Annotated in this window: 20 protein-coding genes; 7 read left to right on the forward strand and 13 right to left on the reverse strand. The window is 69.0% G+C overall.

Annotated features, from left to right (window positions below):
• Nucleotides 1-34 precede the first annotated feature (34 nt).
• The 5 genes from IO36_RS24040 to IO36_RS24060 are packed head-to-tail and all read left to right on the forward strand — an operon-like array spanning nucleotide 35 to nucleotide 7091.
• A complete protein-coding gene (locus tag IO36_RS24040; RefSeq protein ID WP_037622914.1) occupies nucleotides 35-880 on the forward strand; it encodes a hypothetical protein in 846 nt (281 codons plus the stop codon).
• A 36-nt stretch (nucleotides 881-916) separates the two neighbouring features.
• The gene (locus IO36_RS24045; protein WP_037622849.1) at nucleotides 917-2065 is read left to right on the forward strand and encodes a hypothetical protein; all 1149 of its coding nucleotides are present in this window, start codon (nucleotides 917-919) and stop codon (nucleotides 2063-2065) included.
• Nucleotides 2062-3516 (forward strand): hypothetical protein, encoded by a 1455-nt coding sequence (locus tag IO36_RS24050; protein ID WP_037622850.1) that lies wholly within the window; start codon nucleotides 2062-2064, stop codon nucleotides 3514-3516. Before IO36_RS24045 ends, IO36_RS24050 begins: the two co-directional genes overlap by 4 nt.
• On the forward strand, nucleotides 3513-4832 hold the full coding sequence (locus IO36_RS24055) for an AAA domain-containing protein (RefSeq protein WP_037622851.1): 1320 nt from the start codon (nucleotides 3513-3515) through the stop codon (nucleotides 4830-4832). The genes IO36_RS24050 and IO36_RS24055 overlap by 4 nt, the downstream gene beginning before the upstream one ends.
• 18 nt (nucleotides 4833-4850) lie before the next feature.
• A complete protein-coding gene (locus IO36_RS24060) occupies nucleotides 4851-7091 on the forward strand; it encodes a DEAD/DEAH box helicase (RefSeq protein WP_037622853.1) in 2241 nt (746 codons plus the stop codon).
• A gap of 272 nt (nucleotides 7092-7363) precedes the next feature.
• Here the strand turns inward: IO36_RS24060 and IO36_RS24065 are convergent, their stop codons facing one another.
• The 3 genes from IO36_RS24065 to IO36_RS24075 form a co-directional block, all read right to left on the reverse strand.
• Nucleotides 7364-8806, reverse strand: a complete 1443-nt coding sequence (locus IO36_RS24065) for an IS701 family transposase (RefSeq protein ID WP_037622855.1) — start codon at nucleotides 8804-8806, stop codon at nucleotides 7364-7366.
• Nucleotides 8807-8926: 120 nt separating this feature from the next.
• Nucleotides 8927-9571 carry a uracil-DNA glycosylase gene (locus tag IO36_RS24070; protein WP_037622856.1) on the reverse strand — a complete coding sequence of 215 codons (645 nt, stop codon included), beginning with the start codon at nucleotides 9569-9571 and terminating at the stop codon, nucleotides 8927-8929.
• Nucleotides 9572-9770: 199 nt separating this feature from the next.
• Nucleotides 9771-10598, reverse strand: a complete 828-nt coding sequence (locus IO36_RS24075; RefSeq protein ID WP_158997458.1) for a hypothetical protein — start codon at nucleotides 10596-10598, stop codon at nucleotides 9771-9773.
• A 157-nt stretch (nucleotides 10599-10755) separates the two neighbouring features.
• On the opposite strand from IO36_RS24075, the gene IO36_RS24080 reads away from it, so the two are divergent.
• A complete protein-coding gene (locus tag IO36_RS24080; RefSeq protein ID WP_245173454.1) occupies nucleotides 10756-11289 on the forward strand; it encodes a hypothetical protein in 534 nt (177 codons plus the stop codon).
• Nucleotides 11290-11557: 268 nt separating this feature from the next.
• On the opposite strand, the gene IO36_RS24085 is transcribed toward IO36_RS24080, so the two are convergent.
• Nucleotides 11558-12178 (reverse strand): DUF6011 domain-containing protein, encoded by a 621-nt coding sequence (locus IO36_RS24085; RefSeq protein WP_037622860.1) that lies wholly within the window; start codon nucleotides 12176-12178, stop codon nucleotides 11558-11560.
• Nucleotides 12179-12618: 440 nt separating this feature from the next.
• Here IO36_RS24085 and IO36_RS24090 point away from each other — a divergent pair, with 440 nt between their 5' ends.
• A complete protein-coding gene (locus IO36_RS24090) occupies nucleotides 12619-13167 on the forward strand; it encodes a hypothetical protein (RefSeq protein WP_051900881.1) in 549 nt (182 codons plus the stop codon).
• A 390-nt stretch (nucleotides 13168-13557) separates the two neighbouring features.
• Here IO36_RS24090 and IO36_RS24095 read toward each other — a convergent pair whose 3' ends face one another.
• The 9 genes from IO36_RS24095 to IO36_RS43305 form a co-directional block, all read right to left on the reverse strand.
• On the reverse strand, nucleotides 13558-14220 hold the full coding sequence (locus IO36_RS24095) for a hypothetical protein (protein ID WP_037622861.1): 663 nt from the start codon (nucleotides 14218-14220) through the stop codon (nucleotides 13558-13560).
• Entirely contained in the window at nucleotides 14217-17051 is a 2835-nt protein-coding gene (locus IO36_RS24100; RefSeq protein ID WP_037622862.1) for an RNaseH domain-containing protein, read from the reverse strand. The genes IO36_RS24095 and IO36_RS24100 overlap by 4 nt, the downstream gene beginning before the upstream one ends.
• Complete coding sequence (locus IO36_RS24105; RefSeq protein ID WP_037622863.1) at nucleotides 17041-20352, reverse strand: pPIWI_RE_Z domain-containing protein; 3312 nt, start codon at nucleotides 20350-20352, stop codon at nucleotides 17041-17043. Before IO36_RS24105 ends, IO36_RS24100 begins: the two co-directional genes overlap by 11 nt.
• Nucleotides 20342-21508, reverse strand: a complete 1167-nt coding sequence (locus IO36_RS48980; protein WP_158997460.1) for a pPIWI_RE_Y domain-containing protein — start codon at nucleotides 21506-21508, stop codon at nucleotides 20342-20344. Before IO36_RS48980 ends, IO36_RS24105 begins: the two co-directional genes overlap by 11 nt.
• 755 nt (nucleotides 21509-22263) lie before the next feature.
• A complete protein-coding gene (locus tag IO36_RS24115) occupies nucleotides 22264-23067 on the reverse strand; it encodes a protein kinase family protein (protein ID WP_037622865.1) in 804 nt (267 codons plus the stop codon).
• 60 nt (nucleotides 23068-23127) lie between these two features.
• Nucleotides 23128-23271, reverse strand: coding sequence for a hypothetical protein (locus tag IO36_RS47430; protein WP_167347413.1), 144 nt, complete (start codon nucleotides 23269-23271; stop codon nucleotides 23128-23130).
• The gene (locus tag IO36_RS24120) at nucleotides 23268-24383 is read right to left on the reverse strand and encodes a radical SAM protein (RefSeq protein WP_037622866.1); all 1116 of its coding nucleotides are present in this window, start codon (nucleotides 24381-24383) and stop codon (nucleotides 23268-23270) included. The genes IO36_RS47430 and IO36_RS24120 overlap by 4 nt, the downstream gene beginning before the upstream one ends.
• A gap of 116 nt (nucleotides 24384-24499) precedes the next feature.
• Nucleotides 24500-24994, reverse strand: coding sequence for a hypothetical protein (locus tag IO36_RS24125; RefSeq protein WP_037622867.1), 495 nt, complete (start codon nucleotides 24992-24994; stop codon nucleotides 24500-24502).
• 77 nt (nucleotides 24995-25071) lie between these two features.
• The gene (locus IO36_RS43305) at nucleotides 25072-25617 is read right to left on the reverse strand and encodes an ATP-binding protein (RefSeq protein WP_158997462.1); all 546 of its coding nucleotides are present in this window, start codon (nucleotides 25615-25617) and stop codon (nucleotides 25072-25074) included.
• Between the last annotated feature and the right edge of the window lie 485 nt (nucleotides 25618-26102).

A 26102-nucleotide genomic window follows, 5' to 3' on the forward strand; every position in this document is an offset into this window, starting at 1 on the left:
TCGGAAAACTTTGGAACCTGCTATGGTGCTCCGCATGCAGGAGCCTCTGGACGCCCTCGAAAAGCACATGCAGCAGCTGCAACAGGCCATGCGGCATGCCCAGATGCAGCGCGACCAGGGCCAATTGAAAGTCCTGCGCGCAGAACTCCGCCGCGCGCAGCGCTCCTACGACGCCCTCTTCGACCAGGACGGCGACACCGAACCCGACGCGGAAAACCCCGCCCACGGACACACCCGGCCATCGGCCGCCCAGATGCCGGCACGCGAGCAGGTCCACCAGGTCCTCACCCTGCTCACCGTGCCCGCAGCCCCCAAACTGATCAGCCAGGTCCACGAAGCCCTCTTCGCCGGATCCCTCCCCACGACCCGCCTGGCCACCCTGCGACGGGACGAGGAACGCTCCTGGCGCTCCGCGCCCGGAGCCCGCCCCTACTACCTGTGCCCCGCCCTGACCTCGGACCACCTCTCACCCGCCAGAGCCCTGCTCACCAACAGTGTCTGGTCGCTCGAAGACCGCATCGTGGGTCCGCTCAGCGCCCGCGTCCACTTCCTGACCAGCGCGGTGAAAATCACCGAGGCCATCGAACGCCTCACCCCCGACCCGCAGGCGATGACCCTCGGGGCACGGCAGCTCCTACGCCACTACGCCCTCAACATCCCCGGGGCTCTGCCACCGGTCCACCACCCCCCAGGCCCCAGCGCAGCCCCCGACCTGGAGTTGCTGCGCGAGGCAGCCCGACAGGAACTGACCGTCCACACCGACGACGACACCAGCCACCGGCGGGATGCCGCACAACGAGCCCGCCGGCAACTCGACGAGGCGGGCCGACTGTTCGGCGCCCCCTTCCAGGCAACCCGGCGCCTGCGCTCCGTGACCTGACCCCCTGCCTTCTCCGCTGCCCTGCAAGGAACCCCCGTGAGCTCGTTAAGCAGCAGGCTCGGCACGCTCCGCGGCCCAGCAGCACCCAAACCGCACAACGCGCGCAGCCTCGCCGCCCTCACCGCCAATCCCGGATGCCGACGCCGCGCACTCCTGGACGCCGCCGGCGTCGACAAGGACGCCCTGGCCGTTCACCTCGGCCACCCACTGCCGCCCACCCAGTCCCCCCGCGCCCTCAGCCGCGGCGCTCAGTTCGAAGCCCAGGTCAAGGAACAGGGCGGCGCCGAACTGCTGAGCCTGCTGCGCGACGTGCTCCACCTGCCGCTGCCCGAAGCCGCCCACAGCGACCTGTCAGTCATCGGTAAAAGCGACAAGTCCCTGCCCGTGCGACACGCCCGGACCCGCGCCCTCATCCTCGAAGCCGCACGGGGCCAAGGCCCGAGCCGGACCATGCTCGACCACCCCGTCCTGATGCTGACAGTGCCCGGCCAGCCCGTCTTCCTGGAACCCGACCTCGTCGCCTTCCAGTCGGAGGGCGTCTTCCACATCGTCGAGATCAAATCCTTCGCCGTCATCGACGGCCAGGCACCCGGCGACAAAGTCGCAGGCGCCGTCCTGCAGGGCGCCGCCTACATCATCGCCCTGCAGGACCTCCTCACCAGCGCAGGACTCGACGCCGACCGTGTGTCCACCACCCTGCTGCTCATCACCCCCCGCAACTTCTCGCGCCGCCCCATGGCCTCCACCATCGACGCACGCCAGCAGATCAAGTCCCTGCGCCGTCAGCTGGAGCGTCTGGACCGCATCGAAGACCTTCTCGACCAGCTTCCTTTCGGCATCACCTTCGACCTCGCCTACGACAGCGACGACCCGCGCACCCGCACCGCCACCCGCGACCGCGACGACCTGGCCAAAGCACTGAACGCCGCCGAAGCCCGCTACCGCTCCAACTGCAGCCACCACTGCCAGCTGGCCCACTTCTGCCGCGCGCAGGCACACGAGGGGCGACTGGTCGACGTCCTGGGCAGCACAGCCTGCGAAGACCTCGGCAGCATCGACACCGTCCCCACAGCCCTGGGCCTGGCCGATGAAAGCCTCCGTCCCGCCCCGGACCAGGAGGACCTCGCCGCCGCACTGCGGCACGCCGAAAATATCCGCAACGAGCTGTTCGGAGGCGCAGCATGAGCCTGCTGAGCACCCTCCAGCAATGCCGGGCCGCCAACACCCAGTACGCCCAGCCGCTCAGCCGCCTGCGCTACCTCCACATTGCCGACCAGCCCCTGCTCGTCCTGCCGCTGAACCGCCCGGGCGAGACTGCCCGCCCCCTCGCCGTCATGGCAGGCAGCGATCCCGACCACCCGCAGCTGTTCCTGGCACCCCCCGGCGACGACGACCGCTTCCTTGCAGCCCTCGCCGAGCATCTCCACACCTACATCCACAGCTTCCAGCAGGCCACGCGGATCCGCCCCGCCAAGGGCGAGCACCCTGAACGCCGCGAATACCTCGATGCCCCACAGATCGCCGTCACCGGCACTGCTTCGGTGTACTACCTCAAGATGCTCGGACGCGCGCTGCGTTACCGGCCCGTCCCAGAAGACACCGACCCCGCCACCAGCGCGGCTCACCTCGGCCGCTGGCTCACCTTCTTCGCCGAACGGGCCGAGTACGACAGCTCCTCCCTCCTGCTCAACCTCACCAGTTTGCTGAGCACCCACTGGGCCACTGGTCAGAGCGCCCTCGAAGACGCCCATCTCGCCCCCCTCATGGCCTGGGTCTTCCCGCCCCACGGCCGCACCGGACATCAGGCAGCGCTGGCCGTCGAGAACCCCCTGCTGCATCCTCCCGACGGTCCCACGATCGATCCGTCCTTCGAAGCAGCCCAGCTGACCAGCCTGTTCGCCGACCTGAAGTCCGCCCGCGGTTCACGCAGACAGCACCACGTCACCCATCTGAGAGAGGCGGTGGAGGGCTATCTGACCCCCACCTGGACGCTGGCCTGGGAGGCGCTGTCCATCCTGCGAGGTATGCCCCCCATCCCCAGCACCGCCGCCCGCTGGGACACCGACATCCGCCAGTTCACCACCCACAGCGACCGCCTCGACGCCGGAGGACCACCCCAGCCCAAGCAGGACGACGTCGTGACAGCCGCCGTCCGCCTGGCCGAACTGGAACATGCCGCAGCCTCCCTCGAAGCCGCCCGCGCATTGGAGGACCCCTTCGTCATGGCAGAGCGCCGCACCACGGGTGCAGCGTTCAGCGGCACCGTCACTCACACCGACCCCGACCACGTCCTCAAGCCGCAAAACCCCGGAGAGCGGGCCAAGCGGCGACCGCGTTTCACCGTCCGCACCACCGACCCGGTCCGGCTGGAACCCGACCGCCTCCTGGCAGGCCCCCACGACCCGGCGGTCCACATGGCCGTATGCGACATCACCTACACCACCGACGCCACCGAGATCGTCCTGGAAGTGAGAACCCGCGTCAGCCGTCCCAGCTCGGTCCCCGCCATCGGCACCACGCTGCTGCTGACCACCGCGCCCGACTACTTCCCCCGCCCCCAGTTCCCCAGCCGCGACCAGATCCCCTGGACCCACACAGGTCCCGTCCCCGCCACGCCGGAAGAGACACCGGCATGAACGAACCCTCCGCCGCCGAACTCTCCTGCCGAGCCGTCGACCACATCCTCACCACGCTGACGACCACACCTCACCGCGGTGTGGTCGTGGACTCCCCACCCGGCGCCGGAAAGACCACCCTGGTCCAGGAAGCCGCACAGACCCTCATCAGCCCCCAACACCCCTGCATGATCGTTGCCCAGACCAACGCCCAGGTCGACGACCTCGTCACCCGCCTCGCCCAGCAGGCACCCCAGCTGACCGTGGCCCGCCTGACCGGCCAGTCCTACACCGTGCCAACCCGCCTGCGCGGACGGCGCAACCTACTCCTCACCACCGACGCCGACCGGGCCTCCCACGCCGACGTGACGGTGGCGACCGCCAGCAAATGGGCCAACGTCCAAGGCTGGCACCGTGAATGGGCCATCGTGGACGAGGCGTACCAGATGAGATCCGACGCCCTCCTCAAGATCGCCCACCTCTCCGACCAGACCCTCTTCGTCGGGGACCCCGGCCAGCTCGACCCCTTCTCCAACGTCCCCACCGAACGCTGGAGAGGCCTCGCCCACGACCCCATGGCCAGCGCCGTGTCCGTACTCCTCAAGATGAACCCGAACCTGCCCGTCCTCAGCCTGCCCGTCTCCTGGCGTCTACCCGCCTCCGCCGCTCACCTCGTCTCCGCAGCCTTCTACGTCACTCCCTTCCGCGCTGGAACCACCGAGACCGACCGCCGCCTCACCTTCGCCACGACCGGCATGCGCAGCGCCCTCGACCAGACCGTCGACCTCGCCGCCCGCACCGGATGGGCCCTGTACGAACTTCCCGCCCGCACCACCGGCCGCATCGACCCAGAAGCAGCCCACGCCGCGATCGACATCGCACACCACCTGCTGACCCGTGACGCCACCGCACACTGCGAGATCCACCGCACCGGAAAACACCTCGAACCCACCGACATCGCTATCGGCACCACACACCGAGACCAGGCCGGATACCTCCAGAACCTTCTGCGCTCCCACCCCCGGTTGACCGGCATCGACGTCGACACCGCCAACCGACTCCAAGGCCGCGAATACGCCGTCACCATCGTCTTGCACCCGCTCTCCGGACGCCGCGACACCTCAAACTTCCACCTCGAAGCCGGCCGCCTGTGCGTCCTGACCTCACGCCACCGGCACGCCTGCATCGTCATCGCCCGCGCCGGCATCGACCGCCTCCTGAACGAACACCCCACTCACGAACCCGTCCACCTCGGCGTCGACGCCAAATTCCCCGACGGCTGGGAAGCCAACCAGCACATCCTCGACCACCTCACCGGCCACCGCATCCGCGCCTGACCCCGACGGCGGGAGAACATGCCCACCCCACCCCTAGTCCTGCGGCCCCACCAGAAGGAAGCCGTCGACGCAGCTGTCCGTACCCTCACCCAGCACTCCCGCGCGAGCGTGATTGCAGCCTGCGGCACCGGAAAGACACTGATCGCCGCCCGCACCGCCAGCCGCATCGCCCCACGCGGACACATTCTGGTGCTGCTACCGACGCTGGACCTGTTGTCCCAGACGATCCGTTCCTGGCGCCTGGCCGGCCGCAAAGGCACCACGGTAGCCGTCTGTTCACAACGCCAGGCACTCGACCACGAACCGCTCGGCGCGGACATTCCCTTCACCACCGCCCCGGGGGAACTCGCCGCCCTCATCACGGCTTCTCACTCCGGACCGGTCACCGCGTACGCCACCTACGCCTCTCTGCCCGCAGTTATCGCAGCCCACCGCGACCACCAACTGCCCACCTGGGGCCTCGTGGTCGTCGACGAGGCCCACCGCACCGCCGGACGTCTCGGCAAAGCCTGGGCCGCCGTCCACCACGACGGTCAGGTCCCCGCCGCCCGCCGCCTGTACCTGACCGCCACCCCTCGCCTCTGGGATCCCGACGAGGACCGGGACTCGAATGCGGAAGCGGTGGCCTCCATGGACGACGAGACCCTCTTCGGGCCCGTCGCCTACCGCCTGACCCTCTCTGATGCGATCGACTTCGGCCTCCTCGCCGACTACCAGATCCTCGTCCCCGTCGTCACCGATACAGACCTGCGCGACTGGCTCGCTACCGGACCCGGCGCCGGCGTCGACGGACTGCGCCTCGCCGGCCGCCAGGTTGCCGCCCTGCGCGCCATCCATGACCACCAGTTGCGCCGCATCCTCACCTTCCATCACCGCGTCGCCGATGCCCGCGCCTTTGCCACCACCCTCGCCGACACCGCCGATGCCCTCCCCGACAGCCTGCGTCCGCAAGGCCTGTGGGCGGACTGGATCAGCGGCAGCCATACCCCCCAGGTCCGCCGCCGCCTGCTCCTGGAGTTCGCCTCCCACACCGACCCCCACACCCCGGCCGTCCTATCCAACGCCCGCGTCCTGGGGGAGGGCATCGACGTACCCGCCATCGACGCCGTCGTCTTCGCAGACCCCAAGAACAGCCCCGTCGACACGGTCCAGGCCGTCGGCCGGGCCCTGCGCCAACAACCGGGCGCCAGCAAGAAAGCAACCCTCGTCGTCCCCGTCTACCTCACCCCCGACGAAGACCCCGACGACCTTCTCGGCGCCGACGCCTACACCCCCCTCTGGCACACCATCCAAGCTCTGCGCGCCCATGACGACCGACTCGAAGCACGCCTCGCCGACCCGCGCACCCACCGCCCCACCACGCCCGCAGAAGACCCCGAAGCCTGGCTGCGCTTCGACCGCCCCACCCAGGCCGAAGAAGTCGCCCTCGCCCTCTCCCTACGCGTCCTCGCCCCCAAGAGCGCCGAATGGCGCCGCGGCCTCAAAGCTGCCCGCCACTACCACCGCAACCACCACCACCTCGATGTCCCCCAGACTTACCAGGACGCAGCCGGATATCCGCTGGGCCGCTGGCTGAGCTGGCAACGCCACCTGCACACCCTGGATACCCTCAACCCCGCCCGCGCCCAGGCGCTGGAACGCCTCGGCATTCTCTGGAATCCCCGCCAGCAGGCCTTCGACCGCGGACTCGCCCACGCCGCCGCCTACGCCGCCCGCCACGGCCATCTCGTCCCGCCGGTCGAATACGTTCACGACGACTTCCCACTCGGCCGCTGGCTGGCCACGCAGCGTACCCGTGCAGGCCGCCTGACCGGCGAGCGTGCCACCGCCCTCGCAGCCTTGGACCAATGGTGGAACCCGCCGTGGGCGATCACCTGGCAACGTGCCTACCATGCGGTCCGCCAGTCCGGGGAGGGTTCACAAACCCAGGCATGGCTTGGGACTCAAGAGGCCCGAGCTGATGATCTCCATCCCGAGCAGCGCATCCTGCTGACCCAGTTGGGGTTCGAACTGCCAGACGCGCCCGCCTCATGCCCCGATGACAACCCGATGCCGCCGCGTGAACGAGCATTTCAGCGAGGGCTGGCGGCGGCACGGGCCTTCCGTAACAGGGAGGGGCACCTTGATGTACCTCAACGGCACATCGAGGAGATCGCCGGCGAACTCGTGCGCCTGGGCCAGTGGCTCAGCAACCTTCGCCGACGCCGAGCGAGCCTGAGCCAGGAGAGGCGGGCATCACTGGAAGAACTCGGCCTGTAGCCATAGTTGCTGCTTTGGGGTACGGCGGCATCACCAAGATCACGCTCCAATCCCGCGCTGTGGCCCGCAGGTCTGGGGCTGGCAGGCCGCTCCCTCAGTCACCGCACCGACCACTCCGAGCACGGAGCGTGCTGGCTGCGCCTGCTGTCCATGCCCGAGTACAAGGCCGCCGGGAAGCTCTGGGAAGGCGCTGAACGGGCCCAGGTCACGTTCCGCCCAGGTCAGCACGAGCGACGACCGCATATCAGCGCACCAGGTCCTTGCCGCGCTGGCTACCGGTAGTTCGTTAAATTCGGCGGTAGAGGTCGATGCCATGTCCGGTGGTGACGGCGTCGATCAGGGCCTGGAGCTCGGAGGGTGGATCGGTGTCCGTCCAGGCTCGCCACCACCGGGTCAGGGTGATGGCGGGGGTGAGCCAGGAACGGATGGCTCGTAATGCCTTGGGCCAACAGGGCTGTTGGTGCTGGTGGGGCGGTGCCGGTCCCCCTCTCTGGCCCGTCGTCGGGACAGGGGTCCGGCGCGGTGGCATCCAGGGGTCCGGGTGGGGCGAACCATTGGTCCCAGCAGAAGGAGAAGGCGCAGTTGACCAGGGTCTGGTGGCGGCGGATGGCTCGGTCGGAGCGGACCTGGAAGTCGGCCCAGCCGAGTTCGTCCTTGATCTGTTTGTAGCTCTGCTCGATCCAGGGCCGCAGTCCGTAGAGACGCACGATCTCGGCGAGGTCGGCCGGTGGATGTGGGCCGGTGGTGGCATGGGGTGTGTCGGGGTGGGGCAGGTTGGTGGCCAGGTACCAGGTGGCCTTCTCCGGCAGGGTGGCCGGGTCGGTGGTGGCCACGACCAGGCGGCAGGGTGAGTCGGGTCCGTAGCCGCCCAGGCGGGCATCGGCGGCCCACCAGGTCTCGGTGTGCCCGTCGCGGAAGTGACGTTCCACGGGTGTCCAGTCGCCCGGACGCTTGGCATCGCGCCAGGTCAGAGCGTGGGCGGCTTCGATGGGGGTGTGTGGCTGGTCGGCCCGGGCCCACGTGCCGCGATGCGGCTTGAGGGCCACCACGTAGGCCAGGCCGGCCTCGCGCAGTGCGAGGTACCAGGTGTCGCTGATGGAGTAGGCGCAGTCGGCGACCACCGCCCGGCAGCCGAAGCCCGCCTCCTTGCCCCGGGCCGTGAGGGCTGCGGCCAGCTGCGGTTTCGTGCGGAAGGCCGGATCGGACCGGCCGCGGGCGAAGTGGTGGGCGGGGGTGTAGGGCGTTGCGTGCAGCGGGTAGTACACGCGGCCGTCGGTCCACACGGTGGTCACCGTGACGATGCCGTTGTCCGTCTTGCCCAAGCGGCCCAGCCACTGCCGGCCCACGTGCGCGGTGGCCGTGCCGTCCTTGCGGTCCCCGGAATCATCGATCACGATGACCCCGCCGTCGTGAGGAGCCGTCGCCGGCTCCTCCCGCAGCAGTTCAAGCCGCCGGTCGTTGACCTGCTCGGCCTCCCAGGGCGACTCGGACAGGAAGAACTGCAGCCGCTGCACCCCCGGCATCCCCGCACCCGCCACCGGCTCCGCCCCTGCCAGGCAAGTGATCGTCTTGTTCCGCTCCCGCGGCGCCAGCAGCCCGGTCAGGTACTCGCGAAACCCACGCCGCTGGGCCAGGCTGAAGAAGAGGTCGTCGAACCGGGCCGCATAGTCCTCCAACGGTCCCGGCGCAGGCGGACACGGACGGCGAGCAGTCATCTTCAGCCCCCAGCAAGCCAGTTGACTCCTCCCACCGGCCTACGACCAACCCGAACCGCCGTCAACCCACGCCACCACCGAATTTAACGAACTACCGGTAGCGATACGAGAACAGGGCCTCTACAACTGCCCGCCTGTACTGCGGAGCGCGGCACCGACCTTCTGGTAGGAGTCGATACGGTGCTGCGCGCGGCGGGCGCGTTCCTCCGGGTCTCGCACGAAGAGAGCCTGCCGACCGGGGTGGTAGGTGCTGACCACCTCCAGGGTCCTATCGCGGACGGCTTCGGGGTGTGTCTTGAGCAGGCGGCGCCATACGTCTTGGGCTTCGTTGCCCTGGAGGAGCACGACCTCTGCCTTTGGCATCAGCCCCAGCAGCTCTTTCAGGACTTTGGCACCAGCCTGGAGTTCCGTCGCGTTCGGTGAGCGGTTGATGTACCAGGGATAGGCGTTCCAGGGAGTGATGTCACGCGGCGCTATCCCGGCCTCCTCGAAGATCTGGGCCTGGAGTTCCGCTGTCGGGTCATCGTTTTCCACACACAGGAATCCCGAGCCGCCGCCTTCCTGTGTCTTGGGGCCCGGGTCCCGAAGAATGGACAAGACGCGAGCCTCCGCTCCCCCGTGCCAGGGTGCGACATGCGGCATCCAGCCACGCCCGTCCTGATCGCGCAAGGCGTCGACCATCTCGTTGACCGGACGGACATGGGGGTCATAACGCCCCTGCTCCTGCTCCACTCGGAACGCCTCTTCACGCATCCGTCTTGCCATGCTTCCTCCAACATCGGCCGACACCATCGCAGGGGACCCTAACGGGCACGTCTGACACTGCTCGATCGGAACTGCCCCACGCCTACAGGCGGCGAGTGGCGAAGGACGCGATGGTGGTGCGGGCAGCCCTGCCAGTGAAGCCCTGAGCGTCACGGAGAGCTATATGTCACCTGGCCGTAGCGATACGAGAACAGGGCCGTCACCCGCGATCGACTGCCCAACGGCCCGGCCGCCGCCGGCGGCCGGGCCTCCACCGCACCCATAGTCCGATTCGCCCGGCACGCTGCTGATCGAGCTCGCGCGACAACTCATCGGCGGGCAGCGACAACATCCCGGTGCGGCGCAGAACGACTCGCAGCAGCGAACGCAGCGCGGATGGGTCTTCCAGAAGTGGCTCGGCGAGCTCGTCGGGCGCGTGCCATGCGCCGTTGCTGAACGGGGCGCCAGTGCCGGTCGCCCCGGAAGCCCGGGCCATCAGCGTGCGCGCGGTGTCAACGAACCTTGCCGCCAGCGGTGCGGTCAGGAGTTCCATCATCTGCGAGTCGCTTGCCCCGTGCGGCACCTCGCCGCGCGACACGAGCAGCTCTCGCAGCCAGTCGCGGGAAGTCGCCGAGGAGTGGCCGAGGAAGTTGCGCCACTTGGTCAGCTCGGTAAAGAAGTCGTTCTCGGCTTCGCTCCACGCAAAGGCCTCGGCCGCCGGGTTGAGGATCGCCACCGACGTGGTGACCGCCTCAGCCCGCTTCGTGAAGTTCATGCTGTTCACGGTGTGCGCGGCCTGGATGTGCGTCCAGTTTATGAACGCCTCCACGGAGGCCTGGACGAGGACCACCGTGGAAATCACTGCATCGCGCTCTCGGGCCCGACGCTCCAGACCACTGAGGCCGGCAGCACGTTCCTGGTCAGCCTGCGCGGCGTACATGGCGGCCCGCCTACTCTCGATGTCGGCCCTACGGAACATCACCTGAGCGAGATCAACGTCATGATGGGGCTCTGGCCGGGCTGCGGACGTGCCGGTGCTGCTGGTCATGCTCCGATGCTGTCAGCGCAAAGCGCGGCTTCGCACGGGATTTCTACCGTTCTTCGCCCCACCCCGACCAAGATCATCTCACTGCCCCGTCTGGGCTCACCTTGGCTGCCCCCTCTCCGGCCGAAGACTGTCAGGTACGCCTGGCACGATGCCTGGCATGAGCCCGACACCAGAGCTGACGCAGAAGACCCTGACCGAACGCGGCTTCCGCGGCTTCGTGCCGTTCCGTGAACTGCCCAACAGCAACGTCCCCACCGGACACGGAATCTACGTGGTGATCCGCACGGACACCTCGCCCCCGTCGTTCCTCCCCACCAGCCCTGCCGGACACCTCAAAGGCCGCGACCCGTCCGTGACGGCCGACAAGCTCGGCGATGCCTGGGTGGACGGGGCAACGGTCGTGTACATCGGCAAGGCCGCGGGCAAGGACGGACTGAATCAGCGGCTTGCCGACTACCGCCGCCACGGCGCCGGTCTGCTGGCTGGCCATTGGGGCGGTCGCTACATCTGGCAGCTGGTCGACTCGGACGCACTGCTCGTCGCCTGGCGGCCGACGACCGAGGATGACGCGGGTGAGGCTGAACAGGACCTGATCGACGAGTTCAAAGAACTCCACGGAGGAGCTCTGCCCTTCGCCAACCTCAGGAACAACGCCCGAAAGGCTCCGGAGACGGACACCAACATCGACTAACCCCGGTCACCCTGCGCCGCCCAGAGGCCGCGCGCCGACACCGGCCGCGGCCTCTGGGCGTTCAGGAAGACGAGCACGACCCTGCCGAGCTGCACTGCTGATTCGCCAAGATCACCCCGCGGCGGCTTTTGGGGTCGCCTTGGCTGGACCCCATTAACGCTCACCTGAGGGAGCCGACCACCCGCAGCATGTCCGGCCAGTGGGCGCGGATGTGGCCCAAAGGGTGCAGTGGAGCACTCATGTTCGCGGAGCACTTGATCCTGGTCGTCTAGGTGCGGTTCCAGCACGTGGGGCCGTAGCCGCGCACCATGGATTCGTAGTCGGACAGCGGTCGGCCACAGTCGAGGCAGTTGGTGTGCAGGCGCGACATGCCGTGGTCGGCGAACGGCGCAGGCGCGGGCCGGTACTGCGAAGGTGGCGGCGAGACGAACGTCTGCTGCTCAGGGGCCCACAGTCCCGGAGGCAGTGCCACGTGGGCGGGCAGCGGCGGCCGGTACTGCCTCCGGTAAACGAAGACCGCGACTATCGCGCAGGCGGTCAGCACCAGCGCTATCAAGAAGGCGAAGCCATGCGGCGCGAGACCGTCCTTCACATCGACGCACGGCGGAAAGGTACCGTCGGGGAGCGCGTCAGGGCAGCTGGGCGTGGTCATCTGCGTGAGAACCAGCAGCACGCACCACTGGGCCGTCGCCAGACTGGACAGCCAGCCAGCGGTCTTGCCCCACTTCTTGGTGACCAGCCAGCCGATGCCCATGGCAGGGAGCACGAGGATGGCGAGGATCACCAGCAGGATCAGCCCCTCTCCGCCGTCACCCTCGTTCGCGCCTCTGCGGGAGTGGCCTTGCACATAAGTACCGTCCTTACGGTAGTACCCGCCGACCCAGCCCAACGCCAGGCTCCTTTCGTTGCGCCGTGCCCGGCCGCAGAAGGCCGGACACGTGAGGGTAGGAGGACAGTACCGGCACAAATACTGACGGGTGGGCAGGCGATCAGCAGTAGAGCCGTCGGTCCGCAGGCGCGCGTCAGCTCCGGACAGGCTGAGGCGTCCGTCATATGGAATGTCCTGTCGAACACGGAACGCTCCGCGGAGCGCGTTAGGAGGTCCCAGTAGTTCTCGCCGAAAAAACAACGCTAAGCGGATGGGGCGTCCCTGAGCTGGTCGAGAGCCGTACCGTGATCGTGAGGGCACCCCATCCCCCTCGGCGCGCGCCGCGCCACCGTGCGTGCCCTGCACGCAGCACACCGGCGCCTGGTCTTCAGCCTCCTCGGCCACGCGCTGCGCCTCGGCGAACTCCGGCCCCCGAATCCGCCGACCACTAGGCTTGATCCATGACCTCCGACGAGTCCACGCCCTACCCGGAACCCTCGCCGGAGGACATACAGGCTGACCCGCCGCCAGGAGACAGCGACGAGGAAAAGTCCCTGCACCGGCGCATCGTTGACGGATGGAACGGCCTCGGGGTCGCTGGCAAACTGGGTGTGGCCGCTGCGGTGGCCGGAGCCATCGTCCTCGTCGCCGCCGCCCTCTCCAGCACCGACGAGACCGAGACCGAATACAACCCCGACCAGTTCGACGACAGCACCGGCCCAGAACCCGTCACCCGCATGTACACCAACCATGCAGGTGGCTACTACGTGTGCAGTCACACGGGGTGCAGCAAGAAGATCAACCACATCTACATGACCGATCACGACTGCTGCGGCCGGTGCTCGCGCGGCAGAGACTGCATGAAAGCCGCGGCGAGCGAATACGACGGTCCCGGCGGCTTCCCTCACACCTACTTCGAGGGGCTCCTGTACCCCGGCGTCTGCACGGTCTGCGGCGAAGGACCCGAAGGCCACCGGTCAGACGATCCAAATCGTTGGCCGGACCGCTAGGGAAGCACTGAGCCCCGCGCGCAGAGCATCAGCCGCCGATAGCGGTAATCACGGCCCTGGCCGCGATGGTCTGCCGGTCATGCCCGACGTCCAGGCACAGCCCATCGTCTGAGGCATCCCCCAGTACTGCCACGACGGATCCGATGACGTGGAGCAGCGCACGCTGCTCCGGCGGGATGTGAGAGTCGTCGACCGGCTCACTGTCGTCCGCACAGGATGGCCTCGACGAAAGCTGTTGGCCACCCGAACGGGCAGTCGATCCCCGCGTGCTCCCCTGACGCGAGACCCAACAGCAGATCCAGTATCAGCGTGTCCACCACTCAGGGGGAGGGTCCCCCATCTCGGTGAGCCGCTCCGCCACTATGCGCCGAGTGGCGGGAAAAGAGCCCATCAAGCCTCCGTACGGCTGCAGGATGCGACCAGGTACGCCCGCCCGGCCGGGGTGAGGCGGTACTGCCAGGCACTGGCGTCCTCGATGTAGCCGTGCCCGGCCGAGCCCAGCCGACGGGCCGCCACACGCCCGATGGCGATCTTGGCGAGAGTCTGTCCCGGGGCGGCCGCGACGACTTCGAGCGCCGCATGAAGCCATGCCGGCAGCAGCGAGGGACCGGTGGCCTGCTCGGGCGGCGCCGGCTGCAAGGATCGTCCGGCGGCGCGACCGGAGCGGGTGAGTCGGACCTGGGTGTGCCAGAGCGGGCCAGCGGGGCCGTCCACAGCCACTCGCCGCAGCTCGATCAGCCCTCGCCGCTGCAGTGCGGCCAGTGTCGCACCGGCGCCCGCGTCGAGGACACGCTGCTGTCCCAGCTGCTGCTGGACCGCAGTGGCTTCGGCCGCCGGATGGTCGACGCCGTAGGTGATCCACCGCCACTGCTCGGCCGGCTGGCGCTCCCGGGTGGTATGCCAGCGGCGGTTCTGCGCACTCTCGTTGTCCTGGTCGACCGTGAACAGCACCTCCAGATAGGTCCGCTGGCGCTCGTTCAGACCGTGCGGACGGCCGCCCGCCCCGCCCGGCTGCTCGCCGTGCGGCGTGGGCGGTGCGGGCGGCGGTGTCACGAGGATTCCGGCTGATCGATCGGTTCGAGCTGGTGAGAGGGCAGCAACGCACTGCCGAGCTTGTAGGCCAGGTGCAGTTCGATGGGCAGCGTCACCGGATCGGCGAAGTGCGCGGCCGCTGAACGCCGTTGATGGGCCAAGGCTGCCCAGGCCTCGGCAGGGTCGTCATCCCGCTTGACCGCCACGAGCAGCTCCAGCAGCTGCGGATTCCACACGTCCTTGCAGGTGTCGATCTTCGGAACGATCTGTTTGTCGCGGTTTTTGCCGTGGTGCCACTCCAGCCTGGAGCCGCCCGGGCTTCCCGGCCCCGCAGTCTTGGGTTTGTCCGCGGTGGCGAAGAACAACCGGTCGTTGTCCTTGCTGGCCCACAGTCCGCCTCCCACTCCCACTCGCTCCTTGGGGCCCTTCGCCCCGTACGCGAAGTGCTGTGCACTCTCGTTACGGACGTTGGTGCGCAGCCGGACGTGCCGCAGCCCCTTGTACCGTCCGGCGTCCATAGGCCGATCGGGGTGGAACGCGAGCCGGTCCGCGACCAGGTTCGGGTTGGTCAGGGCCGGGCACGCCGTGCGGATGTTCTGGGCGAGGGTGAACAGCGCGAGATCCCCGCCGTCGCTGGACTCGGCCACGCAGTCGGCGAAGAAGTCCTGGATCTCTTGCTTCTTGAAGGTGCGTGTGTTGCTCCAGGCGGCTAGCTGGACGGATGCCTGGAGGTGGGTCAGCCACCTGGAATGGGGCAGACGCACCATCACGTGGGGCCGGTCCGGCACGCTCGCTACGGCCAGGGGCATGACGGCCTTGAAGTCACCGGTGCGGCGCACCACCCACAGGCCCAGGCAGGCAACATCGGTCAGCTCGTGTTCCGTGGTGCCCTGCCGGGCCGGATGCCGGATCAGCCCGCTCTGCCGGATCAGCAGGTCACCGACAGCCCTGCGGGCGCGTTCCCGTTGGCTCGTGGCGCTCTTCTGCTCCTCTGGCGTGCCGCCCCCGGCATCCTCGTTTTCACCGGGGCCGGCCTCGGCCGCGGATACGGAAGGTGGCAGCAGGTTCTGGGTGACCGCACCACAGCCGGCCGCACCGGCCCGCACGGTCATCTTCGGATCATGGTCGGCGGACGTGAACCCGTCGGCGCCGCGCATCTCGACCAGGACGAAACGGGACGTCACCCCGGGCCCAGGCTGCCCGAGCCGACCGCGGACCTGCACCTGCCGGCCGATGCCGGCGTCTTTGAGCCGGTCGTTGCGCCGCTTGATCTTCTCGTTCACCTCGAGGTCGTCGGCGAGCGCCCCCACCGGCTCGACCCGCACCAGCACCTCGAGCTCGGGCAGCGCGTACGTCTGCTGCCACGCTTCCACCTGCCCGGGCTGGTCCGCCACATCCAGCGGCAGGTCCAGCGCGAGCGCCAGCGCGCCGAGGGCCTCATCGCGCATGGTGGCGGTGTCGCACCACAGCACGACCTCGATCCGGGGCCCGGCAGCCGCGGCGAGCGCGCCGCGGTCGACACGCAGCAACTCCTCGGCACTCAGGCGCGTACGGGCGGGGATCGGCACCCGCACGTGCGGCTCGTCCACCGTCGCGAAGCCCTTCAGGGCGGGCACCAACTGGCTGAAGATACGCCACTTGTCCTTGGCGGAGACGCCGTCGCCGACGGCGTGCCCGGTGTTCCTTCCCAGTCCGGGCCGGTAGGGGACACCCGCGACGGGATCCCGGGGCAGTCCGTCGGCGCCGGTGCCCGCTTCCAGGAAGCCCAGCGGGTCGCGGGCCAGTTCCGCAGGGTCGGGCAGGAAACCGAACGAGCCCAGACGCTTCAGCGTGGGCACCAGGCCGTCCGCCCACTCCATGGCGCCCTGCCTCTTGCCCGCCGGGCCGGGATTCCAGGCCATGGAGGCCAGCCCGAACGGGCTGCTGGCATCCGCCCACGGAGACGGGGAGAGCAGGTGCAGGCCGATGGTCCGCTTCGGGTCGAACACGTTGTACCGGGCCCAGCGGCGCATCCCGACCCGCACGTGCAGCCGCGGCCGCACCACATCCTCCAGAGCCCTGGTCTGCACCGACAGCCGCAGCGTGTAGGACCAGGGATAGCGCAGCCCGCCCTTGCTCTCGTACACATACGGCGGCCAGGACACCAGTTCCGCTCCCTCCCGGGCGGCGGTGCGCCGCCACCGGGTCGTGTGCACCGCCCGCACCAGCACACCGTCCGGGGCCTCCTCTCCGCCGGCTTCGTCCGTACCGCCCTCCTCTCCGGCCGGTTCGCTCTCCGGCTCGCCGTGGACGACGTGCCAGTCCGCCAGGCACAGATAGGTGGCCAGCGCGTGCGGCACCAGGGTGTAGTCGGCGCTTTGCGGATCAAGGCCCGGTCCCAGATCCAGCGTCCTGCGCGTGAACGTCAGATCCTGCCCGCCGAAGGTGTCCAGAATCCTGGCCAGGACCGCAGTGTCGATCACCTCAGGACGCCCGCGGCGCCGCGCCAACTCGTTGCGGTGCTGCGCGGCCGCCATCAGCCCGCCCTTGACGAACTCCACCAGCAGAGCACGGTCCGGCGCCTTCTCGTCCGCATTCGCCGACCACGCCAGCCACACCTGACCCCGCCACGCCCGGGCGTCGTGGGTGAGGACCTGCGGCATCAGCGCAGCGATCGCACTGTTGACCGCCCACAAGGGGATGGCCCGCTTCTCCTCCTCGGCCTCGCCCTCCGCGGTGGCCGGCCTGAAGACGTGTTCGCGCAGGGGCTGCGCCCACTTCGCGGGAAACTCGCACGTCCAATACTGTGCCAGCTCATGACCGGCGAAGGACTGCAGGACGAGAGAAAGCGGCTGAAGGAAGTCATAGCGCACGGTGCTGCTCCACGAGGGTGTGCAGGGACTGTCGAAGAGGCCGGTACAGCGGTCCGGCGATCGCCGCATCGGGCCCGTCGAGGGCTTCGTCGAGGGCGTCGAGCATGCCGACGAGCATGCTGTCGTCGTGTCCGGGGTCGAAGGCGGCGTCGCAGAAGTACACCCGGGCCGTGGCCCCGCCGCGCAGCATCCGGCCGATGATCTGGTCCAGCGGGACGATGTTCGTCCAGTCCATGGCACGCCGCTGGGCCGAGCCGGGATCGGTCGCCGTGTACTGCAGCGTGCCCTCCAAAAGGTCGAGCCAGGCACGGCGGGCCAGCTCGCGGAACATGGCCGCCCGTTCCCCCAGTGTCGTATCGGGGCCGGCAGACGGGACGGAGCGCCGGATCTCCTCCACCGCCCACCGGTTCATCGTCTGCACGTGGTAGCCGAGGTCCTCGGGATGCAGGTGAGGGCGGACCAGGTAGAACGCCGCGCCCAGGGCGGCGACATGGGCGTCGTTGAGGATGTTGTGGCCACGCTCGATGGCCAGCTGCGGCGCGATGAGGATCCATGCATCCTTCTGCCGGGCCATCGCGTGCACCTTGCCGCGGGCGATGGTCTGCCCGCTCCAGTGATGACTGCCGGACTCGTCATCGGGCACCATCTGCAGGATCTGGTCGGCCCATTCGGGCTGGATCCGCAGCAGATGCTGCAGTACCGCCTGGGCCTCGCGGTAACTGCCCACCAACAGCAGCACCCGCCGCCGTCCCTCGGGCAGTTCGTCCCGGATCTCCTCCAGCAGGCTCTTGCGCGGCCCGCGCAGCCCCTGCTGCCGCTGGCACAGCCCCGCCAGCAGCTCCCGCAGCGCTTCCAGCCGCTCCTCACCCTGCTTGCCCGACACCCTCACCGCGAACGACGCCCCGCTGGAGGACGGCATCTTGACCGGCAGATACCTGAGCATGATCCGCTCGTGCAAAGGCACCTTGTCACCTGTGCGGGAGGCCAGGATGCCCGCAACGGGCACCTGCACGTCATAACGCGGAGAGTTCCCCGCCCAACTGGTCGCCGACAGCAGCAGACACGCCGGCCCCGGATCCTCCTCACCTGCCGCGCCCTCATACAGGTGCGGCAGGTTGAGCAGCAGCCACCGGCCGATCCCCGAACAGCGGAAGAACGACAGGGTCCCGATCTGCTCGAGCTCGCCCTCGTGCTCCCGGTACTGGAAGCCCAGCAGGTTGCCCATCGGGGAATCCGGCACCAGCGGCAGGTACTCGGCCGGCGGACGGTGCACGAGGCTGGAGCCCATCGCCTCCAGCCCGGTCTCCATCTCCACCTCCCAGCAGGCACGGGTCAGCAGCGCCAGCTTCTCGGCGAGCAGGGCGACGACCATGGTCACCTGGAACCGCACCGCCAGCCGCTCCAGCGCCTGCTCCCCGGTCAGCACGACGTCCTCGAGTCCGCGCAGCCACTCCACCAGGTCCTGCGTCACCAGATTCGGCCGCTGGTAGCCGCGTGCGGTCAGGTCCCGCAGGAACGCAACCGACGCATCCTCCCCCTGGTAACGGCCGGCCGGGTTGTCGAGCCACGCCGAGAAGACAGCCCGCCATCGCTGAAAGCACTCCGTGTCCGAGTCCCACAACGCCGGCTGTTCCCGCCGGGGCGCACCGTCCTGCTTCCGTGGTCGGTGCGCGATCTCACCAGCCAGCCCCAGCGCCAGCCGCCACTCGTTGAAGTAGCCCTGGCCGAGCCACTCCCGCACATGGCTGTGCTCGGCCAGCAGACCACGCAGATGGGTCACCAAAAGCCCCGCCGTACTGATGTCGACGGACCAGTCCCGCACCGGTTCGCTGAACAGGTGCTGGCCCCGGGTATGGCGCATGTGCCGCTCGAACAGCGGCCGCACCTCGTCCAGCCAGGCATCCTCACCCGGCCCCGCCAGCGCCTGCGAAGGACTGAACGCCTGGTCCCACTGGATCTGCACCCGGTCGGCCTCGTCCACCACGAACGCGTCGCTGCGCTGCCACGCCAGCTCCAGGTACCGCATGTCGTACCGCGACAGCTGCCCGGGCACCCGGCAGTGCATCAGGCTGGCGGGCGTGGCCACCCACACCGCCGCCTCCACCAACTCCCGCGCCGCCTCGTGCCGCCCGCACACCGGCAGCAGCGAACAGTCCACCGCCGCCTCCCGCTGCTGCTCACCGTTTTCGGGGTGCCACGGCCACAGCCGCCGCCCACACGGGGCGTCCTTCAGCGCCAGCGGCTCGGTCAGCTCCGCCAGCCCCTGCAGCACGCACTGGGTGGAGATCCACCGCAGCCGCGGATCCTCCAGGAGCACCAGGCCCCGGGCCTGCACGTCCGCCGGGCGGTGCACCTGCTGCAGATGCCGGCCGCGATTGGCCGCACCCAGGATCGGCGCCGCCCTCACCCCGTACCGGCACAGCGCGGTGACCATGTCGAGAACGGCCACGACATCCCCGAGGACCACCGTCAGCGTGTGCCGCCGGTGCGGCTCGGCACCCGCCCACACCGCCGCGACCGTGATCAGCGTGGTCTTGCCGACAGCCGGCATGCCCACCACGTGCATCACATCCGCCAGCACCAGCTTCTTCGACTTCCGCAACCGGCCGTCGCTCTGACGCACCAGCAGATACAGATCGTCGATCCGGCCGCGCCAGTTGTTGCGCAACCCCAGCCGCACGTCCTGCGCGTCCATCAGATCGGCAGTCGCAGTCAGCGCCGACCAGCGCAAGGTCACCTGCTTGCGCCGCCGCCCCACCAGATGCCGCCGCGCGGGCGCGGGGGTCACCCCCTCCGGCACCACCACACTGGCGTCCGCACGCCCCATGCGATAGCGCACACCCTCCTCGGCCACCGCCACCCGCAGGTCACGATGCTCCGGCAACCCCGCCAGAGCCTGCGCATACACCTGCTCCCGGTCCGACACCACCGACAGCGACGCCCGCCGCTCAGGAGGCCGCGACGGGTCCTTCACATCGAACATCCGCAGCATCTCCGGCAACGCCTGATACGACCGCAGAGCCTTTCCCCAGCCGCTCTGGCTCTTCAGCTCGCTCACCAGCCACCGCAACGCCGCCGAACTCGCCACCGCCCGCTGCTCACGCGTGCGGAACTCGTAGCCGCCCATCAGCGCCCACGCATCCCCGGCCGCCGCACCCGCCGCCCACGACTCCAGCGCGAACAGCCCGAGCTCCACCGACGCCACCAGCCGCACATCCACACGGCCCAGGCCGTTGCTCCTGGCCGCCCGCTTCAGCTTCTGCCCGAGCCCCCTGTACCAGCCACTGCGATCACGGGCCACAGACGACCTCCCCCATCACACCCAGATCAGGGCAGGACGCCACCAGATCCCTGTCCGAGATCACCTCGATCTGAGGCTGCGCCCGCAACGCCTCGCTGCGCCGCGCGAGGATCTTCATGTAGCCGGGATTGGCACGCACCCGGTCGTACGGCACCACCAGACACCCCCGGCCATACGCGTGCGGATCATCCGCACCCCACGCCGGGAACATCTTGATTCGCCTGGCCAGCAGATAAGGGCTGCGCCAGTCCTTCACATCCACCCCGACGCTATAGCCGCCGGGCCACACCGCCACCAGGTCCAGCGCGTCCAGCTTCGGATACAGCACCACCCGAGCCCCCCGCGCCGCCAGCTGCCGCGCGAGATCCAGCTCAGGCCGGCCCGGCAGCGCCACGAACCGCACAAGCTCCGGCTCCAGCCGCCAGGCCCCCTGCGCCTCCACCCAGTTCGGCTCCGGCAGATCGGGCCGCCGAGCGCAACGCCACACCCTGCACCGCACCCGGCCGTCCGCCCGCGGAGAGATCCACTGACCGCAGCCGCCGCACACGGCCACCCGCCCGCCGACCGTCATCTCGGCAGTGACCCGCCCGTAGGATTCCTCGATCCAGGTCGCCCACTGCGGCACCTCCAGCACAGCGTTCTTCGCCGCCACGAATTCGTCCGGCCTGAGCACCGCATGCTCGGTGACGAACAGACGCCACCGCGCGTACAGTTCCGGTCGCCCCAACTGGGCAGCCATCTTCTTGATCTCTTTGACCAGCGCGCTCTCGTGGACCTCGGACACCACATCCTGGGCCGATACCGCCCACTCCAGACAGAACTCGCTCGGCTCCCCACCGATCAGGAGCCGCTCCCCATCCACCTGCGCATCGGGATCGAACTCCAACGGCCATAGGTTCATCGACCGCTCGGCGCACCACACACCCACCAGATCCTGCACACCGACGGGAGCATCCCTGCCCGCCCGCACGCACAGGGCGGCCAGCCGGTCCAGTCCCAACTGCAGACTGCGGTCATAGGGATGCTGAAGCCGCCGCACCCCCGTCCAGCCCCGCATTCCCACCAACCCCGACGCCACCAGGCTCAGGACCACTTCGCCAGCACGTACCGCACTGGCCCGCCCGGAATACACCGGGCCGATCTGTGTCAGACTCACCCACCACACGGTAGAGGCCGCCACTGACAGTCACCTGACGAACTGAACAGTAACCCCCAGTGACCTGCCGCAACGCGTCGACAGCCCGCCACGGATACGTCCCCCGGCGCCGCCCTGGAGCGCGAGTTGCAGCGGCGCGCATCGGGACACCACAGCGAGCCCCTTCACGCGACAACCCCACAGCACGCAAAACGGCTTTGCCGCCAAGCGTTCGCCTCATACCCCAACAGTGCTAGGAGAATGACCGCATCACGCGCCGCAAAGCAGACATCGGGGTCAAGGGCGCCCGCACGGCCGACGCCGAGGAGGGTGGTCCTGTAGATGTGCATCACAGGTCACCGCCTCGGTGGTGCGGTAGCGCAGACGGCACCGGCCGCTGATCGTCAGGGAACCGCATGGAAAGCCGCCTCCCGTCTCCGGCTTGGAGACGGGCAGGGCGGTGCCGTCCACGACCTGGCGGGCGGCGCGTAGGCGGTCGTCGCGGCGAGTAACCCAGGTGCGTTCGATGCCAGCGCCGATTGCCGCACCACCGCCATCCAGCGCGGGAGCACCACGGGCTGTCCGGCGGTGGCGCGGACCTGCGCCACCGCAGATAGAGGCGCACGGGTTCGGCGCGGGAGCTCGTCAGACGTCCTTGTACGGGCGTCGGCACCTTGATCTCTGCAGCGACGATCCACACGTGCGCGCGGGTTTCCGGGCAGCGGAAAGCCCCGCTTGTCCGCCTCGGGGGGGCGGTCGAGCGGGGCCGTATCGAGTCAGTGCTGGTGCTGACGGTGCATGTTCCAGACCCGGGCTGCGGCCTGCATCGGCTGTGCCCATTCATCAGGGTTCTGGGCCGCGATGGAGTCCCACAGCCGCTGTTGGACTCGGGCGAGGGCGTCGAGCCCAGGGGACGGGGCGAGCTTCCACGCCGGATGCGCGGAGACCACGTCCTCGGCCTGGTCCGCGGTGTGGCCGTGGGCGATCAGCCACAGCAGCCACAGCGCGGGGTCGATCCATGCCGCGCCGGTGGATGCCCACCCCCAGTCGACGAACAGGGCGCCGGCATCCGTGATGAGGACGTTCTGCGGGTTCCACTCCGTGTGAAGGAGGCTGTTCCCCTCGAACCACATCAGGTCGGCCCGGTCCTCGACGTAGCCGCGGAGCCGGTGCGGCATCGACTTCAGCTCGATGTTGGGGGCCGGGATCTCAGCGAGCTGCGCCATGGCCGCGGAGATGGCCGGCAGGTCGGGCGAGCCGGGAGCGAAGTCGGCGTGCCCTCCCTCAACATGCTGGAAGCCGAGAAGGCTCCACCCGTCGGCTTCCACGAACCAGTGCAGTTCGGGGGCGATGCCGCGGACGTGCGGGGCGATGTCCGCCTCGCGTTGCTGTGTCCAGACGCGGGGGTGAGAGAGCGGCAGGCCTTTGACGAACAGGGTGCGGGTGCTGGTCCGCACGATGACGGCGATGGAGCTGTTGAGACCGCCGTGGACGGTCCCGATGTCGGTGATCCGGCCGCTGGCCTTCTCGATCAGCGAGCGCACTGCTTCCGGTAGCTCGGTGATACGCGGAGTGGGCATGAGTTCTCCAGAGGTACGGGCGTTGGGGCCGCGCACGGTGCGCGGCCCCAACGGGTTGAGCTACTTGTACGGGTTGTCGTCGTTGCAGCCGGACTCCACGCTCGCGGTCAGCTCGGCGACGTCGCTGACGAGAACGATCCCGGCCGGGTCGGCGGGGGCGTCGGGCGCGGGCTTGGGCGTGATCTCGACGAGGACAGCGGTCATGACGACCTCATTCCGTGTTGGCAGTAGTTCCTGAGTGGTGCCTTCGCTTCCTGGAAGACCCGTGCCATCGGTCGGCACACGCGACAGGTGGATGAGAGCTTGCAGCCGCTACATCCTCCAGTGCGAAGCATGAGGGACTCGGCGATCCGGCCGAGTCGGGCAAGGCCTGGCACGCCTTCGGCGGTCAGGCTGATGTTCGGTTCGCGGCCGACCTTGCAGATCGAGGCGCGGCCGAACGGGTCGGCGTGGAAGAACGTCACGCCCGCCGGGCAGCCCGTGAACGGCTTCCGGGCGGTGAGGTACTCGGGCGACTGGGACGGCAACGTTTCCGCGGTGCCGTGGATCGTGGGCGAGATGTTGGCGTACTCGCGGAACGGCACCCCGAGATCCTTGGCCCAAGCCCGCATGGCGTCGACCTCGTGCGCGTTGGTCCGCACGATGATCAGGCTCAGATCGAGGCGCAGCCCGGCGTCGAGAGCCTTGCGCACGCCTTCGCGGAACCGGCCGAAGCCACCGCGCCGGCGGGTCACCGCGTCGTACGTGTCCGCAGTCGCGCCGTACAGGCTCAACGTCAGCTTGGTCGGCGGGTAGGCGCGGAGCACGTCCAGGACGCGCTCCCTGCGCAACTGTGAGCCGTTGGACAGCACTTCGAGCTGCATGCCCAGCTCGGCGGCGAACCGGTAGGACTCGGGGAAGTCCGGATCGATCAGCGGCTCCCCGCCAGTGATCTGGAGCCAGATCACCCCGGCGTCCCGCATCACCGTCAACAGGGTGCGCTTGCCGTCCATGTCGAGGCCTTCGAACCGCTTCTCCCCGAGGTAGCACATCTCGCAGTCGTAGTCACAGCCAAGATTGATCTCCCACGTCGCCCGGCTGAACGCGTACGGTCCCGGCTCACGGACGAGGAGGACGTCACCAAGGGCCTGCCCGGAAACGTCCATCTGCCACTGCGCGGCCACGGCATCGGCGAGCCACCCGGGCACGCTGCTCGGGACGGCGGCCAGTGCGCGCAGCTCCTCGAATCTGGAGTGGGGGAGCTGTACGGCTTTCGGGCTGCCTCGCCGCAGGACGAGCCGGCGGTCTGCGAACGGTGTGGCGACGAGCTCGCGCATGTCGTTCCCCCTCACGGTGGGACCCCTGCCGCCGGGGGGCAGGTCTGGGCCCGCCGGCAGGGGAGTTGGACCGCGTGCGGCGGCAGGCTCAGGGCATGCGCCGCCGCACGCGGGGATCAGGAGATGGCGCTGAGGAGTGCCTCGTGCGGGACCGGGCCCGGCTTGAACCGGTCGAGGAGATCGGCCAGGGGCCAGTGCGGCACGAGGCGGTCACCGCGGCACGGGCGCAGCCAATACGGGCCCGGCGGCCCTGTCTGCTGCATGGAAGGCAGGGTGAGTTCGTGGGGCGCGCCCCGGCATATGCCGAAGTCGTTGTCCCAGACCGCGTGCGTGCCCGGCGGCACAAGCCAGATGAACCGGTCCCGTTCCGGGTCGTCGATCACCGGGCCGCAGGAGCGGGTGTCGAAGCGTGCGCCGCGGACACGCTGGACTTCGTCCATGAGGTCCACGACGGCGCGGGCTTCGGCGCCGGAGGCGGTCACGACCGCGTCGAAGAACCGGCCGCCTAACGGTAAGCGGAAGGCGTTCCCGTGCTGGAGATCCATCAGGTTCCGTACGCGGGCGGCGAGGTCGCCCATGTCCTGTGCAACGTCTTCCAGTGGAACGTTCATGGCGCGTGCCGTGAAGTCGACGCTGCCGGGTCCTTGGCGGAGGGGCTGCGCTGAACGCCGGGGAAGGGGCGCGGGCGTCATGCGACACCGTCCCAGGTCGCAGGGAGAAGAGCCTGCACCGTCTTGCCGACGATCACGCCGTCTTCCGTCTTGGTGTCCCAGGAGAGGGTGCCGCGGTAGTGGGCCGTCCACCACAGTCCTGGGGGCGCGAGCCGGAGGTCGGGGCTCTGGTTCGCGACCTGGTCGAAGCCCGGGAAGTCCGGGAACGCATCGTCGACCTCGATGAACAGTTCGCGGGTGTCGGCGTGAGTGAGCAGCCGAAGAACGATCTTGCCGTCGGGGAACGGTTTCCCATGCCGGGCGGCGTTGTCCACCAGGTGCGCGGCGACGCGGGCGGCTGCGTCGATGTTGCCGGGCCAGGAGCAGCAGGTGAGCCGGGGGCGGATGCGCAGCCGGGCGTTCGCGGCTGCTCCGCCATCCGCGGTCAGGCGGGTGCTCCACCGGAACGAGGACTGCTCTGCGGGGAGCGGCAGGAGTGTTGTAGTGCCGGCCGGGCGCAGCACGGTGACGGTCGCGCCCGCAGGAGCTGCGGGGGTTGTGGAGCGCTGCTCTGGGGGGTTCACGGCGTGGCTCCCTGCTCTGGCTGTGGTGCTCCGTACGTCCAGACAACCGCCGTACCGACCCCGTTGGGGATGCCGTATCGCGGGGGAGTTGGGTGCAACCCTCCTGCCGTTTTGACCATCCCTTTAACCGTCCATGCCGCCACCAGCCCTAACGTTCAGTCATGTCGGGGACACGGAACGATGCATTCGCGTCGTGGATGGACGAACACGGAATGCCCGTCGGGGAGTTAACAGCCCTGGTCAACGCGACAATCGGGGAGCTGACAGGCCGGTACGGCACGGTGCACGATCGGCACGTCTACAAACTGCTCAGCGGGGAACACAGGTCACCTAACGGGGTCCTGAAGACTGCTCTCCACAGGGTGACGGGCCGAACTCCTGCAGAGCTAGGCGGTTTCGTTTGGATCATCGTGCGGACCAGAGGAAGATGCCGGCGACGTGGAGTCCGGCCAGGTAGATGGTCGCTGTCTTCTCGTAGCGGGTGG

This window comes from Streptomyces aureus (genome assembly GCF_000725495.1).
Classification (GTDB): Bacteria; Actinomycetota; Actinomycetes; order Streptomycetales; family Streptomycetaceae; genus Streptomyces; species Streptomyces aureus_B.

Coding starts and splice junctions, on each gene's coding strand:
- IO36_RS24125 (WP_037622867.1), bottom strand. CDS start 24,994: ATGAACGTTCCACTGGAAGACGTTGCACAGGACATGGGCGACCTCGCC.
- IO36_RS24080 (WP_245173454.1), top strand. CDS start 10,756: ATGAGCCCGACACCAGAGCTGACGCAGAAGACCCTGACCGAACGCGGC.
- IO36_RS24055 (WP_037622851.1), top strand. CDS start 3,513: ATGAACGAACCCTCCGCCGCCGAACTCTCCTGCCGAGCCGTCGACCAC.
- IO36_RS47430 (WP_167347413.1), bottom strand. CDS start 23,271: ATGACCGCTGTCCTCGTCGAGATCACGCCCAAGCCCGCGCCCGACGCC.
- IO36_RS24065 (WP_037622855.1), bottom strand. CDS start 8,806: ATGACTGCTCGCCGTCCGTGTCCGCCTGCGCCGGGACCGTTGGAGGAC.
- IO36_RS24050 (WP_037622850.1), top strand. CDS start 2,062: ATGAGCCTGCTGAGCACCCTCCAGCAATGCCGGGCCGCCAACACCCAG.
- IO36_RS24120 (WP_037622866.1), bottom strand. CDS start 24,383: ATGCGCGAGCTCGTCGCCACACCGTTCGCAGACCGCCGGCTCGTCCTG.
- IO36_RS24060 (WP_037622853.1), top strand. CDS start 4,851: ATGCCCACCCCACCCCTAGTCCTGCGGCCCCACCAGAAGGAAGCCGTC.
- IO36_RS24090 (WP_051900881.1), top strand. CDS start 12,619: ATGACCTCCGACGAGTCCACGCCCTACCCGGAACCCTCGCCGGAGGAC.
- IO36_RS24040 (WP_037622914.1), top strand. CDS start 35: ATGCAGGAGCCTCTGGACGCCCTCGAAAAGCACATGCAGCAGCTGCAA.
- IO36_RS24075 (WP_158997458.1), bottom strand. CDS start 10,598: ATGACCAGCAGCACCGGCACGTCCGCAGCCCGGCCAGAGCCCCATCAT.
- IO36_RS24070 (WP_037622856.1), bottom strand. CDS start 9,571: ATGGCAAGACGGATGCGTGAAGAGGCGTTCCGAGTGGAGCAGGAGCAG.
- IO36_RS24115 (WP_037622865.1), bottom strand. CDS start 23,067: ATGCCCACTCCGCGTATCACCGAGCTACCGGAAGCAGTGCGCTCGCTG.